Origin of the sequence: Pseudomonas sp. SED1 (genome assembly GCF_034044025.1) — a bacterium.
Lineage (GTDB): Bacteria > Pseudomonadota > Gammaproteobacteria > Pseudomonadales > Pseudomonadaceae > Aquipseudomonas.
The window spans coordinates 1-20,163 of record NZ_JAXCIS010000164.1; the positions used below are offsets into that span (position 1 = coordinate 1).

General features: G+C 58.7%; 8 protein-coding genes and 1 pseudogene. 7 read left to right on the forward strand and 2 right to left on the reverse strand.

What is annotated here, in order from left to right; all coding sequences use genetic code 11:
- Nucleotides 1-9,858 (forward strand): immunoglobulin-like domain-containing protein (locus SNL23_RS20830; protein ID WP_318303343.1); only part of this gene is annotated, 9,858 nt, incomplete at its 5' end.
- A 149-nt stretch (nucleotides 9,859-10,007) separates the two neighbouring features.
- Nucleotides 10,008-10,346 (forward strand): tryptophan synthase subunit beta, encoded by a 339-nt coding sequence (locus SNL23_RS20835; RefSeq protein ID WP_076015601.1) that lies wholly within the window; start codon nucleotides 10,008-10,010, stop codon nucleotides 10,344-10,346.
- 42 nt (nucleotides 10,347-10,388) lie between these two features.
- On the opposite strand, the gene lapD is transcribed toward SNL23_RS20835, so the two are convergent.
- Together lapD and lapG are read right to left on the reverse strand one after the other, a co-directional pair.
- On the reverse strand, nucleotides 10,389-12,335 hold the full coding sequence (gene lapD / locus SNL23_RS20840) for a cyclic di-GMP receptor LapD (protein ID WP_167665755.1): 1,947 nt from the start codon (nucleotides 12,333-12,335) through the stop codon (nucleotides 10,389-10,391).
- A gap of 14 nt (nucleotides 12,336-12,349) precedes the next feature.
- Nucleotides 12,350-13,042 (reverse strand): cysteine protease LapG, encoded by a 693-nt coding sequence (lapG, locus tag SNL23_RS20845; RefSeq protein ID WP_167665764.1) that lies wholly within the window; start codon nucleotides 13,040-13,042, stop codon nucleotides 12,350-12,352.
- 268 nt (nucleotides 13,043-13,310) lie between these two features.
- On the opposite strand from lapG, the gene SNL23_RS20850 reads away from it, so the two are divergent.
- The 5 genes and pseudogenes from SNL23_RS20850 to SNL23_RS20870 all read left to right on the forward strand — a co-directional run bounded on the left by SNL23_RS20850 (nucleotide 13,311) and on the right by SNL23_RS20870 (nucleotide 20,088).
- The gene (locus SNL23_RS20850) at nucleotides 13,311-14,021 is read left to right on the forward strand and encodes a GntR family transcriptional regulator (protein ID WP_318303345.1); all 711 of its coding nucleotides are present in this window, start codon (nucleotides 13,311-13,313) and stop codon (nucleotides 14,019-14,021) included.
- 509 nt (nucleotides 14,022-14,530) lie between these two features.
- A complete protein-coding gene (locus SNL23_RS20855; RefSeq protein ID WP_318303346.1) occupies nucleotides 14,531-15,295 on the forward strand; it encodes a DUF3050 domain-containing protein in 765 nt (254 codons plus the stop codon).
- Complete coding sequence (locus SNL23_RS20860) at nucleotides 15,292-16,239, forward strand: diiron oxygenase (protein ID WP_318303348.1); 948 nt, start codon at nucleotides 15,292-15,294, stop codon at nucleotides 16,237-16,239. The genes SNL23_RS20855 and SNL23_RS20860 overlap by 4 nt, the downstream gene beginning before the upstream one ends.
- Nucleotides 16,236-19,642: pseudogene (locus SNL23_RS20865) on the forward strand (amino acid adenylation domain-containing protein). The gene SNL23_RS20860 and the pseudogene SNL23_RS20865 overlap by 4 nt, the downstream one beginning before the upstream one ends.
- Entirely contained in the window at nucleotides 19,639-20,088 is a 450-nt protein-coding gene (locus tag SNL23_RS20870; protein WP_318303349.1) for an SRPBCC family protein, read from the forward strand. The pseudogene SNL23_RS20865 and the gene SNL23_RS20870 overlap by 4 nt, the downstream one beginning before the upstream one ends.
- The last annotated feature ends 75 nt before the right edge of the window (nucleotides 20,089-20,163 follow it).

A 20,163-nucleotide genomic window follows, 5' to 3' on the forward strand; every position in this document is an offset into this window, starting at 1 on the left:
GTGAAGCTGTCGACCACCGATACTGCCATTACCGAAGGCGGCCAGATCACCTACACCGCGACCTTGAGCAACGAAGCTCATGCTCCAGTGACCGTGACTCTGTCCAACGGCCAGGTCATCACCATTGATGCGGGCAAAACCACGGGGACTGTGGTTTTCCAGACCCCGGTTAATGATGTCTACAACAACGGTTCCACCGTTAGCACCACGATCAGCACCGCTACTGGCGGTAATTTCGAGAAGCTGGTCCCGGACAACACCAATCCGCCGACCACAATCATTTCGGATTCGATCGATACCACCACCGTAACGCTGTCGACCACCGACACCGCAATCACCGAAGGCGGTCAGATCACTTACACCGCGACGCTTTCAAATGAAGCGCATGCGCCAGTGACCGTGACCCTGTCCAACGGCCAGGTCATCACCATCGACGCGGGCAAAACCACGGGCACCGTGGTTTTCCAGACTCCAGTCAACGACGTCTACAACAACGGCTCCACCGTCAGCACCACGATTACAGCGGCTACTGGCGGCAACTTTGAGAAGTTGGTTCCGGACAATACAAATCCGCCAACCACTATTATTTCGGATTCGATCGATACCACGACGGTGACGCTGTCGACCACCGACACCGCAATCACTGAAGGCGGTCAGATCACCTACACCGCGACCTTGAGCAACGAAGCTCATGCGCCAGTGACCGTGACTCTGTCTAACGGCCAGGTGATCACCATCGATGCCGGTAAAACCATTGGCACTGTGGTTTTCCAGACTCCGGTCAACGACGTCTACAACAACGGCTCGACCGTCAGCACGACCATCACCACCGCTACTGGCGGTAATTTCGAGAAGTTGGTACCGGATAACACTAATCCTCCGACCACTGTTATCTCGGACTCGATCGACACCACCACCGTGACGCTGTCGACCACCGATACTGCCATTACCGAAGGCGGCCAGATAACCTACACCGCGACCTTGAGCAACGAAGCTCATGCTCCAGTGACCGTGACTCTGTCCAACGGCCAGGTCATCACCATTGATGCGGGCAAAACCACGGGGACTGTGGTTTTCCAGACCCCGGTTAATGATGTCTACAACAACGGTTCCACCGTTAGCACCACGATCACCACCGCCACTGGCGGCAACTTCGAGAAACTGGTTCCGGACAACACCAATCCGCCGACTACCGTCATTTCGGATTCGATCGACACCACCACCGTGACCTTGTCGACTAATGACACCGCGATCACTGAAGGTGGTCAGATCACGTACACCGCAACGCTTTCGAATGAAGCGCATGCGCCGGTGACCGTGACTCTATCCAACGGCCAGGTCATTACCATCGACGCGGGCAAAACCACGGGTACCGTGGTTTTCCAAACTCCAGTCAACGACGTCTACAACAACGGTTCCACTGTTAGCACCACCATTACGACGGCCACTGGTGGCAACTTCGAGAAACTGGTTCCGGACAATACAAATCCGCCGACCACTGTTATCTCGGATTCGATCGACACCACGACGGTGACGCTGTCGACCACCGATACCGCCATTACCGAAGGCGGTCAGATCACCTACACCGCGACCTTGAGCAACGAGGCTCACGCGCCGGTGACTGTGACTCTGTCCAACGGCCAGGTGATCACCATTGATGCCGGTAAAACTACCGGGACAGTAGTTTTCCAAACACCAGTCAACGACGTTTACAACAACGGTTCGACGGTTAGCACGACCATCAGCACCGCCACTGGCGGCAACTTCGAGAAGCTGGTCCCGGACAACACCAATCCGCCGACCTCCGTCATTTCGGACTCGATCGATACCACCACCGTGACCTTGTCGACTAACGACACCGGGATCACTGAAGGTGGTCAGATCACGTACACCGCAACGCTTTCTAATGAAGCGCATGCGCCGGTGACCGTGACCTTGTCCAACGGTCAGGTGATCACCATTGATGCCGGTAAAACCACCGGTACCGTGGTTTTCCAAACGCCGGTCAACGACGTTTACAACAACGGCTCCACCGTTAGCACCACGATCACCACCGCTACCGGTGGCAACTTTGAGAAGTTGGTCCCGGATAACACCAATCCGCCGACTACCGTCATTTCGGATTCGATCGACACCACCACCGTGACGCTGTCGACCACCGATACCGCCATTACCGAAGGCGGACAGATCACCTACACCGCCACGCTTTCGAATGAAGCGCATGCGCCGGTAACCGTGACTCTGTCCAACGGCCAGGTCATTACCATCGACGCGGGCAAAACCACGGGTACCGTGGTTTTCCAAACTCCAGTCAATGACGTCTACAACAACGGTTCCACCGTTAGCACCACCATTACGACGGCTACTGGCGGTAACTTTGAGAAGTTGGTCCCGGATAACACCAATCCGCCGACCACCGTCATTTCGGATTCGATCGACACCACCACCGTGACGCTATCGACCACTGACACCGCAATCACTGAAGGCGGTCAGATCACCTACACCGCGACTTTGAGCAATGAGGCTCACGCGCCGGTAACCGTGACTCTGTCCAACGGCCAGGTGATCACTATCGACGCGGGCAAAACCACCGGTACTGTGGTTTTCCAGACTCCGGTCAATGACGTCTACAACAACGGCTCCACCGTTAGCACCACCATTACGACGGCTACTGGCGGTAACTTTGAGAAGTTGGTACCGGATAACACTAATCCGCCGACTACCGTCATTTCGGATTCGATCGACACTACGACGGTGACGCTGTCGACCAATGACACCGCCATTACCGAAGGCGGCCAGATCACGTACACCGCGACCTTGAGCAACGAAGCTCACGCTCCGGTCACCGTGACCCTGTCCAACGGCCAGGTGATCACCATCGATTCCGGTAAAACCACGGGGACCGTGGTTTTCCAAACGCCAGCCAACGACGTCTACAACAACGGTTCCACCGTTAGCACCACGATCACCACCGCCACTGGCGGCAACTTTGAGAAGTTGGTCCCGGATAACACCAATCCGCCGACCACCACGATTACCGATTCAATCGACACCACGACCGTGACCTTGTCGACCAATGACACCGCCATTACCGAAGGCGGCCAGATCACGTACACCGCGACCTTGAGCAACGAAGCTCACGCTCCGGTCACCGTGACCCTGTCTAACGGCCAGGTCATTACCATCGACGCGGGCAAAACCACGGGTACCGTGGTTTTCCAAACGCCGGTCAACGACGTTTACAACAACGGTTCCACCGTCAGCACGACCATCACCACCGCTACCGGCGGCAATTTCGAGAAGCTGGTCCCGGATAACACTAATCCGCCGACCACCGTCATTTCGGATTCGATCGACACCACCACCGTGACCTTGTCGACTAACGACACGGCGATCACTGAAGGCGGCCAGATCACTTATACCGCGACCTTGAGCAACGAAGCTCACGCCCCGGTCACCGTGACTCTGTCCAACGGCCAGGTGATCACCATTGATGCTGGCAAAACCACGGGTACCGTGGTTTTCCAGACCCCGGTCAATGACGTCTACAACAACGGTTCCACCGTTAGCACAACGATTACGACAGCTACTGGCGGTAACTTTGAGAAGTTGGTCCCGGATAACACCAATCCGCCGACCACCGTCATTTCGGACTCGATCGATACCACCACCGTGACCTTGTCGACTAACGACACGGCGATCACTGAAGGCGGCCAGATCACTTATACCGCGACCTTGAGCAACGAAGCTCACGCCCCGGTGACCGTGACTCTGTCCAACGGCCAGGTCATCACCATTGATGCTGGCAAAACCACAGGTACCGTGGCTTTCCAGACCCCGGTCAATGACGTCTACAACAACGGTTCGACCGTTAGCACCACGATTACGACGGCTACTGGCGGTAACTTTGAGAAGTTGGTCCCGGATAACACCAATCCGCCGACTACCGTCATTTCGGACTCGATCGATACCACCACGGTAACGCTGTCGACCACTGACACCGCAATCACTGAAGGTGGCCAGATCACCTACACCGCGACTTTGAGCAACGAAGCTCACGCCCCGGTAACCGTGACCCTGTCCAACGGCCAAGTGATCACCATCGACGCCGGTAAAACCACTGGTACGGTGGTCTTCCAAACACCCGCCAATGACGTCTACAACAACGGTTCGACGGTCAGCACCACCATCAGCACCGCTACTGGTGGCAACTTCGAAAAATTGGTCCCGGATAACGGCCATCCAGCCGTCACCACTATTACCGATTCGATCGACACCACGACCGTTAAGTTGAGCACTACTGACACCGCCATTACCGAAGGCGGTCAGATCACTTACACCGCGACGCTTTCTAATGAAGCGCATGCGCCAGTGACCGTGACCCTGTCTAACGGCCAGGTCATCACCATTGATGCAGGCAAAACCACAGGTACTGTGGTTTTCCAGACCCAGGTGAACGACGTTTACAACAACGGCTCGACCGTTAGCACCACGATCACCACCGCTACTGGCGGTAATTTCGAGAAGCTGGTACCGGATAACACTAATCCGCCGACCACCGTCATTTCGGATTCGATCGACACCACGACGGTGACGCTGTCGACCACCGACACCGCCATTACCGAAGGCGGTCAGATCACCTACACCGCGACCTTGAGCAACGAAGCTCATGCGCCGGTAACCGTGACACTGTCCAACGGTCAGGTGATCACCATCGACGCCGGTAAAAACACTGGCACGGTAGTCTTCCAGACACCCGCCAATGACGTTTACAACAACGGTTCGACGGTTAGCACGACCATCAGCACCGCTACTGGCGGCAATTTCGAGAAGTTGGTTCCAGATAACAGCCACCCAGCTGTTACTACCATCACCGATTCGATCGACACCACTACCGTTAAGTTGAGCACCACCGATACAGCGATCACCGAAGGCGGCCAGATCACGTATACCGCGACCTTGAGCAACGTCGCTCACGCCCCGGTAACCGTGACCCTGTCCAACGGTCAGGTGATCACCATTGATTCCGGTAAAACCACCGGCACCGTGGTCTTCCAGACTCCGGCTAACGACGTCTACAACAACGGCTCCACCGTCAGCACGACTATCACCACAGCCACTGGCGGCAACTTCGAGAAACTGGTCCCGGACAACACCAATCCGCCGACCACTGTCATCTCGGATTCGATCGACACCACCACCGTTACCCTGTCGACAGCCAACACCGCGATCACTGAAGGCGGCCAGATCACTTACACCGCGACCCTGAGCAACGTCGCTCACGCCCCGGTAACCGTGACCCTGTCCAACGGCCAGGTGATCACTATCGACTCCGGTAAAACCACCGGCACTGTGGTCTTCCAAACTCCGGCTAACGACGTCTACAACAACGGTTCGACGGTCAGCACCACCATCAGCACAGCCACTGGCGGTAACTTCGAGAAGCTGGTCCCGGACAACAGTCACCCGGCTGTCACCACCATCACCGACTCGATCGACACCACGACCGTTAAGTTGAGCACCACTGACACCGCGATCACTGAAGGCGGCCAGATCACTTACACCGCTACCCTGAGCAACGTCGCTCACGCCCCGGTAACCGTGACCCTGTCCAACGGCCAGGTCATCACTATCGATTCCGGTAAAACCACCGGTACTGTGGTCTTCCAAACTCCGGCTAACGACGTCTACAACAACGGCTCCACCGTCAGCACGACTATCACCACAGCCACTGGCGGCAACTTCGAGAAACTGGTCCCGGATAACACCAATCCACCGACCACCGTCATTTCGGACTCGATCGACACCACCACTGTGACGCTGTCGACAGCCAACACCGCGATCACTGAAGGCGGCCAGATCACCTACACCGCGACCTTGAGCAACGTCGCTCACGCCCCGGTGACCGTGACCCTGTCCAACGGCCAGGTGATCACTGTCGATTCCGGCAAAACCACCGGCACTGTGGTCTTCCAGACGCCACCCAACGACGTCTACAACAACGGCTCAACCGTCAGCACCACCATCAGCACGGCCACTGGCGGTAACTTCGAGAAACTGGTTCCGGATAACAGCCATCCGGCTGTCACCACCATTACCGACTCGATCGACACCACCACCATCAGCATCACCGGTGATGCGTCGGTAAATGAGGGCCAGGCAGCCCACTACACCCTCACGCTGAGCAACCCGGCGGCCACTGACGTGACCGTCACGCTGAAATACAGCGGCACGGCCACCGACGGTTCGGATTTCAACGGCGTCTACACCGTGAAGATCCCGGCTGGCGCCAGCAGTGCAACCTTCAACGTGAACACCCTTGACGACAAGCTGACCGAGCCTACCGAAACGCTGGTGATTACCATCGACAAGACTTCCGGTGGCAACTTCGAGAAGCTGGCGATCAGCGGCACCAATGGCAGCATCAGCACCAATATCATCGACAACGACGCCCCGCCGGTCATCGACCTGGACGCCAACAATTCCAGCGGCGCCACCGGTGCGGATTACAAGGTGACGTTCACCGAAGGCACCACCGGGCCAGGTGTGTCGATTGCTGACACCGACATCAAGATCACCGACCCGGACAGCACGATGCTGACCGGCGCCACCGTCACCCTGACCAACGCGCAAGCGGGCGACGTGCTGAACCTGGGCAATAGCGTCAACGGCATCACGATCAACTCCAACAACCAGACGGGCACCATTACCCTGACGCTGTCGGGCAGCGCGACGCTGGCCGATTACATGACGCGGATCCAGAACATCACGTTCTCCAACAGCAGCCATGACCCGAGCACCACACCGCGGATCATTACCGTGACGGTGACCGATGGCGGTAACTACTCCAACGTTGCCACTGCCACCGTCAACGTGGTGGCCGTCAACGACGCGCCGGTCGCTACCGGCAGCGCCGTCACGGGTACCGAGGACACGCCGCTGGCCCTGGCCTGGTCGAACTTCGGCGTGACTGACGTCGACTCGCCACAAGCGAGCCTCGGGGTGAAAATCACCGAGTTGCCGGTTGCCGGTAAATTGCAGTTCCTGGCAGCGGACGGGGTGACCTGGTCCAACGTGACCAGCGGCCAGACCTTTACCAAGGCCCAGATCGACGGCGGCCAATTGCGCTTTATGCCCAATGCCAACGAGTCCGGGACCAATGGTTACGGCGGCACCGGCATCGGCAATAAACAGGCCGACTATGCGCAGTTCAAGTTCCAGCCAACCGATGGCAAGGATCTGGGCACTGCCGCGACGGTGAAAGTCGATATCACCCCAGTAGCGGATGCGCCGAACCTGACGGTGGCAGATAACGCCGTGAATTCCGTGGGCCTGACCAAGCAAAGCTGGAACAGCATTGCGAACCTGGGCACCAACGGCAACGGCGCTGCACCAGCAGACCTGAAAAACGCGATTGATAACGCCGGCACTCCGAACACCAGCACCACCGTGACCACGGTCGTGTCTGAAGCGAACGTTGCGGGGGGCTCTGGCTCCAAGACTTCCGGCCTGATCTACATGGAAGCCGGGAAGAGCTACACCTTCAGCGGCACCGGCGATGACAGCCTGGTGGTCAACGTTGGCGGCAAAGACGTAGCGAGCGCGCTGTGGGGCACCAACAGCGGCAAGTTCAGCGGTTCGATCACCCCGACCGTCAGCGGCTATTACAGCATCGAGATCTACCACGCCAACCAGTCCGGACCTGGCAGCTATAACGTCAACGTGCAAATCGGCAACGGTGCGGTCCAGCCCCTGAACGCCAGCGGCATACCGCTCTACACCGGCGTCAGCGACCTGATCAATGCCGGCGTGACCGTGTCCGACCTGCATGGCAGCAACGGCGACGGTTACTACACCGGCTACAAGCTCAACGAAGGCCTGGAGAATGGCTCGGTGCACCTGTCCAAGGTCACCACCAGCCTGACCGATACTGACGGCTCGGAAAGCCTGAGCGTGAAGATCAGCGGGATCCCGGCAGGCTCGGTACTGACCGATGGTGCCGGGCATACCTATAGTGCCGGCGCGAGCACCGGTGAAGTAAACGTAACGGGCTGGGACCTGAGCACCCTGACCATCAAGCCACCGACCTACTACAGCGGCCAGTTCAACCTGACGGTGACCTCGACCTCGACTGAAAGCCTGGGCGGCTCGGCCGTCACCACCGCGCAGTTGCCGGTGACGATTTACCCGGCGAACTACAACTCGATCACCGCAACGTCGGGCAGCGACAACATCACCGGCACCGATGGCAATGACATCGTGGTCGCGGACATCGGTGGCCTGAACGTGGTGCAAGGCAAGAACTACAACATCGCGTTCATGGTCGACAGCTCCGGCAGCATGAGCACCGACTCGGTCAACGCGGCCAAGGCGTCGCTGACCTCGGTGTTCAGCTCACTGAAAAACAGTCTCGGCGCCAACACATCGGGCACCGTGAATATCTTCGTGGCGGACTTCGATACCCAGGTCAATAAATCGGTGGCGATTAACCTGAACGATCCAAACGCGCTGGCGATACTCAAGGGCGTGCTGGATTCGATGGTCTCCGGTGGCGGCACCAACTATGAAGACGTGTTCAAGGCCACCGCCAACTTCTTCCAGAGCAGCCTGGCGACCGGCAACACCGGCGCGACCAACCTGACTTACTTCATCACTGATGGCCAGCCGACATACTTCCAGAACGGCGAACAGACCAATCCGGTGGTCGCCGACTTCTACAACTACACCACCACCGATGGCCGTCTGGATGACTACATCAACACCAACAACTATCAATTGGGCAACGCGTTCTCGATCACCGTCGGCAGCAGCAGGCTGCAACTGATCGACAGCGCCGGTCAGGTTCACAAGTGGATGCAGAACTGGAACGGCAGCTGGTACGACAGCGGCGTCATCGGCACCGTGCATGCGCAAGGCGACGGCACCTATGAAGTCTCGTACCTGGACGGCAGCGGTAGCAGCACCAGCTCTGCGACGACCAGCAATTCCGGCAGCGGGTTTGCATTGCTCAGCGGCTTGTCCAGCGTGGAAGCCATTGGTATCAACAGCGGGGTCAGCCTCAACGACCTCAAACCGTACGACTCGGACGGCAAGCCACAGAGCAACATCGATCCGAAGGACTTGGCCAACGCTATCCTGGGTCACACCGAGGCGACCTTGCCGGGCTCTGACACCATCAACGGTGGCGACGGCAATGACATCATCTTCGGTGACCTGGTGAGCTTCGGTGGGGTTACCGGCGAGGGCTACAACGCGCTGCAGGCCTTCGTCGCACAGAAAACCGGGATGGCCGTCACGGCCGTCACCACGTCGAACGTGCATCAGTACGTGACCGAACACTACGCCGACTTTGATGTATCCGGCGCCAAGGACGGGAACGACACGCTGCTGGGCGGCAACGGCGACGACATCCTGTTCGGCCAGGGCGGCAGCGACTACCTCGACGGTGGCAAGGGCAATGACATCCTGCTGGGCGGCACGGGCAACGACACGTTGGTCGGCGGCCAGGGCAACGACATCCTGATTGGTGGTTCCGGCGCTGATTTGTTCGTGTGGAAGTCTGGCGACCTGGGCAACGACGTGATCAAGGACTTCAAGGCTGCGGACGGCGACCGGATTGACCTGCGGGATCTGTTGAAAGGTGAGAGCGACAGCACCATCGACAACTACCTCAAGATCACCACGGTGGAGGGTGTCTCGACGCTGCAAGTCAGTACCGAAGGCAATCTGAACAAGGCCGGCGGTCTGGCGAACGCGGATGTCACCATCAAGCTGGAAGGCAACGACTGGTCTCACACCAGCATCAACTCGCTGATCAGCGGTGCCGACCCGACCATCAAGATCGATCACACCGCCTAAGCCTGCGTTCATCGGCCGCCCAACCGGGCGGCCGATGTACATTAGTAGCTCGTCACTGGCTCTGTGGGACGATTGCACCGCATACTCGCACCCATTACCCACCGTTAGCCTGTGTTGGTGGCTGCGGGCTTCATTGCTGAGGGATTGTTATGTTTTATGTGCAACGTGATGCACACGGCGGGCTGATTCGCGTAGAGGCCGCCGCCTTCGACGAGTCAACGGAGACGCTACCGGCCGATCACCATGAGATTGAAGCGTGGTATGCCAATACGCTCGTGGAAACCAGCCTGAATCAGCTCAAGCAAAGCGACCTGGAGATGATTCGGGTTCTGGATGACTTGATTCAGGTGTTGACCAGCAAGGGGGTGATTCGCGTCACCGACCTGCCGCCGGCGGCCCAAGCCAAACTGTTGGATCGCAACCAGGCGCGGGAAGCACTCGGCGGGCTGAACAGCTTGATCAACGACGAAGAAACCGGGTTGATCTGAGGCCCCAGACGGTAGCCGCTGCCTCAGCAGCGGCTACCCGCATTACTTCCAGGGCGCCGGCTCGCCAAACAACTGCCCCTGCACGCCGAAAACGCCCATCTCGCAGATCACCGCCAGCTCACCCTCGGTCTCCACACGCTCAGCGATCAGTGGCAGGTCGATGCTGTGGGCGGCACGCTGGATGGCTTCGATAAACAGGCGTTTGTCGCTCTCTTGGTCGATGTCGCGAATGTAGCTGCCGTCGATCTTCAGGTAGGCCAGGCCCAGGCGCGCCAAGTTGCCGATCATGCTGAAGCGCCCGCCGAAGCGCTGCAGGCTCAAGGAGAAATTGAGCTCGCGCAGGCGATGGGTCAGTTGCTCAAGCGCCGCTTGTTCCGGCAATTGCTCTTCGCCGATTTCCAGGGTCAACCGTGGGCCGAGATTGGAGTGTTGACGCAACAACTCGAACACTCGATTCAGGGCTTGAGGGTCGGCCAAGGTCGCGGCCGACAGGTTCAGCGCCAGGGATTCGGTGTGGCCAGCCATCTGCTTGAACACCAGCTCCAGCATCATGCGGTCAAGACGCGCCGACCAGCCGAACCGTTCAAGCCATGGCAGGAAACGCCCTGCCGCAATCGTCTGCCCCTGGTCGTCCTGCAGGCGTGACAACACCTTGTAGTGCAGCACCACCTGCGGGTCGTGGCTGGCAACCACCGGCTGGAAATACAGTTGAAAATGTCGCTCGGTCAACGCCTGGTCGAGCAAGGTATGCCAGGCGTGATGGTCATCGCCAACGCTGGCGGGCGCGCTATGGTCCAGGCAGACCCAACTGGTGTCGCCTTGGGTCTCCGCCTGGGCCAAGGCCTGGTCGGCCAGTGTCAGCACGGCTTGCGGTGCGTCGCCATGGTTGAACGGTGCCAGGCCGATGTAAGCGACCGGCGTGACATCGCTGGCACCCGTGGCTTGCAGGCTAAGCAGGACGCTTTCCAGGTTTTGCGCCAGCTGCAAGGCCTCTTCGCGTACCAGCCCCGGCGCCAGCACGGCAAACTCGCCGCCGCGGATCCGGGTGACCAGGTTGTGGGTTTCCGGGTACGGCTCGCACTGACGCAACAGTTGCTCGCCCACCGCCTGCAGCAATTGGTCGGTGCGCTGGCCGCCCAGGCGCTGGTTGAGTCCGGCCAGGTCCTTGACCCGCAGGAGCAGCAAATAACCGGAGTTGGTCTCCTCCGGATTACTCACCCGGGCGTTAAGTTGCATCTCGAAATAACGCCGGTTAGCCAGGCCGGTGAGGTTGTCCTGGTATGACTCGACCCGCAGCCTTTCACTGCGCTCGGCCTGCTCCTGAAACAGCGCCTTGAGTTTCTCCACCATCTGGTTCATCGCCTGCACCACACGGCGTAGCTCCGGGGTGCGCGGCAGCTCGGGCAAGCTCAAGAATTCCCGACGGGCAATCGCATGGGACTGTTTGACCATGTAGTCCAAGGGCTTCAATTGTCGGCGCAGCAACAGGGCTCCCAGCACGGCGCTGACAGCGCCACACAGCAACAGCCAGCCAAGGCTGCCAAGCGCGCTTCGCCAGAGCTTGGCCAGGGCGAACATCGGGTGGCTGACCACCTCGACCCGTGCCGCCTGCTCCCAGCCACGGTTAACCAAGGCGTCGCCGCCCGCCGGCTCCAGGCCGATCAGGTTGACGAACCATTTGGGCACGCCATCGCTGTCGGGGGTACCGTTGCGCTCGACAATGACCTGGTCATTCTTCAGGTCCACCACGCGGATGCTGGCGTAGTAACCACTGTCGAAGATTGAGCTGACCAGCAACTCCACCATCGCCGGGTCATCAATATTAGGGGTCAGTGACAGCGCCAACGCGGTGGCGGCGTCCTGCGCGTGGGAACGCAACTGGTTGACATATTGGGTGCGCGAACTTTCCAGGCTCACCATGAAGCTGCCGCTGAAGGCGACCACCAAAAACAGACAGATAGCGATCAAAAGCTGTTTGAACAGAGACATCTGTACAGGTACTCCTAGTTGGCAGGCTCGGCTGGAAAGCCTTCCGCACGCATTTTTTTCAACACATCCTGCCAGCGTGACAAGCGTTTGGTATCACCGACTTTTTTGTCGCCCTTGGCGCCCGGCAACCATAAGCCTTCAGCATTGAAGGAATAGACAGGCAGCAAGTCGGTACGCTGGCTTGCCGGCTGGATTTCATCGGTCAGGCTGTCGAGCACCAGCGGCATCGCGTCCGGCGTCGAATAATAGGTCAAGACCATGTGGGCGCGATTCTGACGCAACGCCTTGACGTAGGTAATGCGCAATTTGTCGCTGGCGACGCCCAGGTGACGCAAGCTGAAATACTTGGCGATTGCATAGTCTTCGCAATCCCCGGCGCCCTTCCACAGGCCTTCGATAGGGGTTTCCCAATAGTCCACTTGGTGCCACAGGTCGATGTCTTCCACATAGTGCATTTGCTTGTTGAAGAACAGGTTGACTACCTTAAGCTGCTCCAGCTCGCTGACTTGTTTCTGCGTCGCCAACAACCGTTGCCAGGCATCAATGCGCTGCTGCCCTTCTCCCAACGGGCCGTATAGTGCGGTCGCTTTGCGGCTGATCTGGGAGAAATCCCAATCGGCATGCAACCCGCCGGGCAATAAGCCAGCCAGCAACAGCACCGAAAAAAGCCAGCGCAGGACCCAAGGGGGAATAAAACGTACCGCCAAAGCGTTCAATCCGTAGAAGAAGACGGAGTAGCGTTGGATGGTGAAGGTTCGAATGCTAAAAAACAATGGCACGGTGCAATCACCGCAACAGTACCTATTTTTCCATAGCCGCCGTAAGACACGGCAAGTCAGAAATGTGGGTCAAAAGACCGCATTGTTGAGTCACTTACAAGCCGAAACCTTGCCTGTTTGACAAGCTTGTGGACAAACTCTAGTGTGCATTGGATCCAATTAGCCACCTCACCCTGAAAAGGAGGATAGCGTAGTCGTGACGCAGAAGCCGAACCCTTTGAGCAGCATCCAGATCAGCGGGCCTATCCCCGCCCATCTTGCTCGCTCCGTGATTGAAGAAACATTGCGCAACGCCATCCTGGATGGTCGCTTGCCCTGCGGCACCGCCATGCGCCAACAGGAGCTGGCCAGCTTGTTCGGGGTCAGCCGGATGCCGGTGCGTGAGGCATTGCGTCAACTGGAAGCCCAGTCACTGCTGCATGTGGTCACCCACAAAGGCGCAGTGGTGGCGCCACTGATTGAAGACCATTCGGCAGAAACCTATGCGCTGCGCATACTCCTGGAATCCGAAGCACTGCGCTTGTCGATTCCTCTGCTCACTGCCGATGACATTGCCCAGGCTGGCGCCTTCATCGACGCACTGGAACGGGAAAGCGACTACACCGAAATCGGCCGCCTCAACCGTCTGTTCCACATGGCGCTGTACGGCAAGGCGGGCAATCAGCGGTTGCTCAAGTTGGTGGAACACGGCTTGAACGAAGAGGAGCGTTTCCTGCGCTTCAACCTCGAAGCCATGGGCCTGGGCAAGACGTCCCAGGAAGACCACCGGGAATTGCTGGACCTGGTAACGAAAAAGAAAATCGAGGAAAGCATCCTGACCTTGCGTAACCACCTCACCCGCGGCATGGAGGTGATTACGGGTTACCTCAGGAGCCTCGAACAGAGCGACGATAAAACATCGCTGTGAATGCTCCAGGGAACTGAACCTCCCCCTTCGACCACATAGCGCTGCGAGGCCGCCTGGGTCAGGGGGGCTCAGTGCATCACAGCAACGAGGTGCTGCCCCGCCGAAACATACAGTTCAAAACAAACAACTACTCCAGCTTATTATTTAACATTCAAGGAAACTTCCCACACTCCATAGAGCGCACTAACTACAGCAACATATTTATCTGCAACCATTTATAAAACTAAAAACCACTGAATACCCAATCAGATTACTGTTTTTAATTATCCATACCCCAAATCTTCCAAACCAATAGCGTGAACCCATGCTCGGGCGTCACTGTGAGTGGCGTTCCTTTAAATAAAGCCTTGTGTTTTGTCACAGCGTGCGGCGTGTTGAATAACGGCGCCAGCCTCACGTATGGCTGTCCGCGATCAAGGCATCCGCGCGCGCGTGAAAACCAATACTTATTTGTCGCTAAAGCAAAACGCTTTTATCAGGGAAGAGACAACGACTTATAGGCATCAACCATGCTCCAGCACTCACACCTGCTTAAACAAAAAAAGCAGCAGTTGCACAACCACCCACTATTCACACAAGTAAATACGCTCCAAAAGTTACAATACTTTATGGAGAACCACGTATTCGCTGTTTGGGACTTCATGACACTGACCAAGCGCCTGCAACATGACCTGACCGGCATGCGCCTGCCCTGGTTACCGCCAACGGACCCACAAGCGGCTCGCCTGATCAATGAAATCGTATTGGGCGAAGAGTCGGACGTGTACCCCGGCCACGGACACGGCAGCCACTTCGAGCTGTACCTGGAGGCCATGCGTGAAGTCGGCGCGAATACGGCGACCATCGAACGGTTCGTCAGCCTGCAACGTGACGGCTGCGATGCAGAAACGGCCCTGCAAAAAGTCTATATCCACCCTGCCGTGGCTCGGTTCGTCAGAGACACGCTGCAGGTTGCCCTGAACGCGCCGACTCACTGTGTGGCGGCAGCTTTTCTGCACGGCCGCGAGAGCGTTATCCCGATGATGTTCAACCGCCTCCTGGAAAGCTGTGCGATAGCTCACCGCCAGGCACCGACCTTCTGCTACTACCTCAAGCGCCATATGGAGATCGACGCCGAAGAGCATGGCCCGGCGGCAACGCAATTGCTGCAACGCCTCACACTCGCCGACCCGACTCGCGAGCAACAAGCCAACAGTGCCGCCCTCGGCGCCGTGGACAGCCGCCTGGCCTTATGGGACGGGTTGCACCTGCGCCTGTCGGAGGTGAGCGTATGAACCCCGCCGACTACCGCTCATTTACCGATGACTGGGAGCGCCGCGCGACTATCCGCACGCGCCCGCGCCGCCTGCTGGAAAATGATCAAAAGTTGATTTATCCCATGAGCCGACAACCCTTGGTGCTGAGCGCGACCTTTGTCGATCAATGCCCACAGCACCGGGATTTTGTCTTGTTGCAGACGTTCTACAAGTTCATCAACGACGTGGTGATCTTTGAAACCGAGATCGTCGACAAGACCGCACGCAGCATTGCCAAGAATCGCTTTTCAGTGCCCTTTCCGCTCGCCTGCCGCTACGACGCCATGACCGTCGTGGTGGATGAGGACTACCACGCCCTCGTCGCCCTCGATTTCATGCAGCAGACCGTCGAGATGACTGGCATACCGCCCCTTGAACTGCCCGGGCAAATCGAGCTGAGCCACGCCTTGCCTGCCGCGCTGGCGCTGGCCCCCGAACACCTGCGCGATGCCGTGGAACTGATCGCCGTGGCCATCGCCGAAAATACCGTGACCCATGACGTGGCGGCGTTTTCCAAGGACGACAGCGTCAAGCAGTCCATCCGTGGTTTGATGGCCGACCACTTGTTTGACGAGGGCCGTCATGCGGTTTTCTGGACGCGTCTGGTGCGTATTTATTGGCAGTCTGCAAACGCCTCGGACCGCGACTGCATCGCCCGGATCCTGCCGGTATTTCTCCAGCATTACTTGACCCACGACCTGCAAAAAAACTTCGACCTGCAATTGATCGAGCACCTGGATGTCAGTGACGGCACGCGCGCTGCGCTACGCGCTGAAGCTCAGGCGATGGGCTTTCCCATTACCCGCCAGCACCCACTGATCGGCAATATCATGGGGTTTCTGAATCACAGCGGCCTGCTGCAAACGCCGAGCGTGGTTCGGGCGTTGGATGCCTTGCTTCCGGCGCCAGGAGGGCACCCATGAGGCGCCTGAAAATTGGACTGGCAGGCTCCAGTGCAGCGTTGGATGAAATCAGTGAAACGCTGGCGCAATACGGTCATGGGTTGGTGCGAGCACAGGACGCGACCCACGTCGATCTGCTGATTGATGACGGTAGCGAGGCGGTGCCGCCAGGCCTGGCCTGCACGGCATTGATGAGCCTGCGCCTGAGTAGGGGAGCGTTGACAGACTGCGGGCTGCCAGCCCTGCAGTTCAGGTGTTACGCCCGCTCACGGCGACTTCAGGCGACTCTGGACGTTGCCGGCGAAGCCTGTGGGAATGGTCAACGGTTGCGTCAACAGGCAGTAAGCGACTTGGTGGAATGGGTGGCCCAGCAGGTGAGCGGGTTCTCCCGGGACCCGGGCTATTTCTCGCAGACGACGGTCGCCTCCGATGATCCGGAACACAGCCTGCAAGCGCTCGCATCGCTGGCGTACCTGCATCGCTTTAACCAGACGGCCGATTTGGCACTGCGACAACACGCCAAAGTGCCGATGATCGAACGGCTGGAAAGCAGTCTTCAAACCTTCGCCGACCGGCCGGCGCTGAACATCGCTGGCAGCGTGCTGAGTTATCGACAGTTGCATCGCAAAAGCCTGGCGATCCGGCAGCATTTAGGGCCTCTGCTTGGGACCTGCGACACGCCGCCCGTGATCGGCGTCTGCCTGGGCAAGTGTCTTGATCTGTACGCCAGCATCCTCGCGGTGCTGGCTTGTGGCGCGGTGTACCTGCCGCTGGAGCCGGGCCATCCCCTGCAACGCCAGCAAGCCATGCTGGAAAACGCCGACGTCTCGGTTCTGTTGGATGATGGCAAGCATCCACTGCGGGACGGTTTTCTGCAGTGGATGTCAGTACCCTCGACACCCACGACACCCCACCGTTATTGCGCCAGCGCCCGCCTATGGACGCCCCCTGCATGGTGCTCCATACCTCGGGCACCACTGGCCAGCCCAAAGGCGTGCTGCTCAGTCAGTACAACCTGGCCCACTTCACCAGCTGGTTCGGCGGCCAGGTACAACTGAACGAACACAGCCGCGTCTTGCAGTTCTCACCCTTGAGTTTTGACTCTTCGCTGATTGATATCTTCCCGAGCCTGATCGCGGGCGCCGAGTTGATCGTGCCCAGTGAAGACCAGCGCCGCGACCCGCAGCAACTGGTGGAGCTGATCCGCCAACAGCGCATCACTCACGCCTTCCTGCCTCCCGCGTTGTTGAGCATCCTGCCGCTGGATCAACCCCTTGGCCTGGCCCATGTGATCACCGGCGGTGATCTATGCGAACCCTATGTCATCGAACAACTGGCGGGGCAGTGTCGCCTGCACAATTTCTATGGCCCCACCGAAGCCACCGTGCTGGCGACCCACCGCACGTTGCTGCCAGGCGACAGTAACCGCAACCTCGGCACACCCATCGCCAACAGCCAGGTACTGATCCTCGACGAGCAGCTACAACCGGTGGACGAGCAGGTGATGGGCGAGCTGTACATCGTCGGCCCTGGCGTCAGTCTGGGTTACCTCAACCAGCCTCGGCAGACCGCCGAGCATTTCGTGCACCTGGCGTTGCCCGACGGTCAGGCCTTGCGGGCCTATCGCAGCGGCGACCTGGCGAAGTGGACGCAAAGCGGGATTGAACTGGGCGGGCGGCGGGATCAGCAAGTGAAGATCCGTGGCTTGCGGGTCGAGCCGCAAGAGGTCGAACATTGCCTGCGTGGCAGTCAGCTGTTTCGCCAAGTGGCAGTCGTGATTGATCATCATCGGCGAATCCTGGCCTTTGTTGCCCAGCCCGAAACACCAGACGCCCTGACTGCACTGAAGCAGCATGCCCGGCAAACACTGCCGGACTATCTGCAACCCACGCTGTGCACGGAGCTTGCGAGCATGCCGTGCACGCCCAACGGAAAGGTCGACCGCCAGGCATTGCTTGCGCTACCGATTCAACCGCTGCCGGCCACCACTCCCGGCGAACCGCACACGCCGATGCAAGTGCAGTTGCTCAACCTGTGGAGCGAGTTGCTGGGCGTGCCGGCCACGCAGTTGTCGACGGATGAAAGCTTCTTCAATCTCGGTGGCCATTCCATCCTCCTGTCGACGATGCTGCTGCGCATTCGCGAGCAGTTCGGGCGCAGCCTCTCCCTCAGCCGTTTTTTTGAGACCCCCACGGTCCGCACCCTCGCGACGCTGATGGGTGACGATGCACCACCCGATGCACCGACCGGCCAGGCAACCCGGGATACGCTACGTGAGCTGGACGTGCAGACATTGCCGGCGGACCTGGCAGGAGAACGCCGCAGGGTGATCGTGACCGGGGCCAACAGTTTTCTCGGGGTGCATATCGTCGAGGCGCTGCTGGCCGACGGCGCACTTGAAGTGGCGTGCCTGGTGCGCGAGCACCCCGGACATTCGGCGACCGCACGGTTCGCCGAGGCGCTGCGTGAGTACCGCCTGGAACACCTGGACCTGAGCCGAGTGCGGGTGTATGCCGCCGACATCAGTCAGCCGCGCCTTGGCTTGTCCAGCCAGGCATATGACTACCTCACCGGGGCGTTCGGCGTGCTGGTGCACAACGCCGCCCACGTCAATCATGTGATGGATTACGCCACGCTGGCCAAGGACAACGTCGAACCGGTGCTGGAATGCCTGCGCCTGTGTGAAACCCGCTGCAAGAAGGTCTTCAACTTTATCTCGACGCTGTCGGCGGCCAGCAGCATCGACGCCCAAGGCCAGGTACTCGAGACCCACGCCGCCACCCCGCCGCTTTACATCCAGAATGGCTACAACGTGTCCAAATGGGTCGCGGAACGCTTGCTGGGGCGCGCCGCCGAGCAGGGTGCCTGGGTCAATATCCATCGCCCAGGAAACATCAGTTTCAACAGCCGCAGCGGTGTCTGCGAACCACAGAAAAATCGCCTGATGTTGATGCTCAAGGGCTCACTCCAACTGGGCCTGGTGCCCAGCCTCAAGCTGAATTTTGACTTGATGCCCGTGGACTTTCTTGCCCGGTTTGTTGCGTTCCACAGTGGCCGCTGTCGTGATGGAGGAACCGTGTTCAACCTGCACAACCCGCAACCCTTGAGCTGGGAATCCTACGTCGACGCCTTTCGCCAGGCAGGCCATGCATTCGAACTGGTGAGCGTCGCCCACTGGCAACGTCACCTGCACACGGTAGATAGCCGCAATGCATTGTTCGGCGTACTGGGTTTCTACCTGAATGGCGTAGGCGAGGACATCGGCGATACCTCAATGATCCGGCATGACAACGCACAACGTGGCGTCGAGCAGATGGGCACGCACTACCCCGAAAAAAATCCGGCGCTGTTACGCATGGGCTGCGAATACCTCAAGAGCATCGGTTTCCTGCGACCAGGCTCTCAATTGAAGGAAACCCTATGAAACCCGATACGTTGATTCGCAACCCTTGCGGCAAGCCTGTGGTGTCTTCAGTGATGGTTGCCTGCGAAGCCGCACGTGCCTGGGCGGTAGTCGGTGATTTTTCTGGATTTGATAAATTTATCCCCGCTTTGTCGCACATCGAAATGACCGGTACGGGCACGGGATCGCTGCGCAAGAAATGCTTCCACGATGGGAATCTGGTGGTGGAACAACTCAATAGCCGGGACGAGCAGGCCATGCACATGACCTGGACAACGATTTACAACACCTTGGGCGTGGCACGTCTGTGGGCAGCCATGGATGTCGAAGCATTGGGAGAGGGCTGCTCACGGGTGACCTGGACGATCATCGCCGAACCGGTTGAACAAGGTGTGGAGGGGTTTGAGCCGTTTGTACAGGCATTCGCTGACAGCGCGCTGGAGAATGTGCGAGCGATGTTTGGCTAAAACTGTAGGAGCGAGCTTGCTCGCGAAAAACGAATAGGCAACACGGGCTATCTGATAGCGCTGCGTTATCGTTGA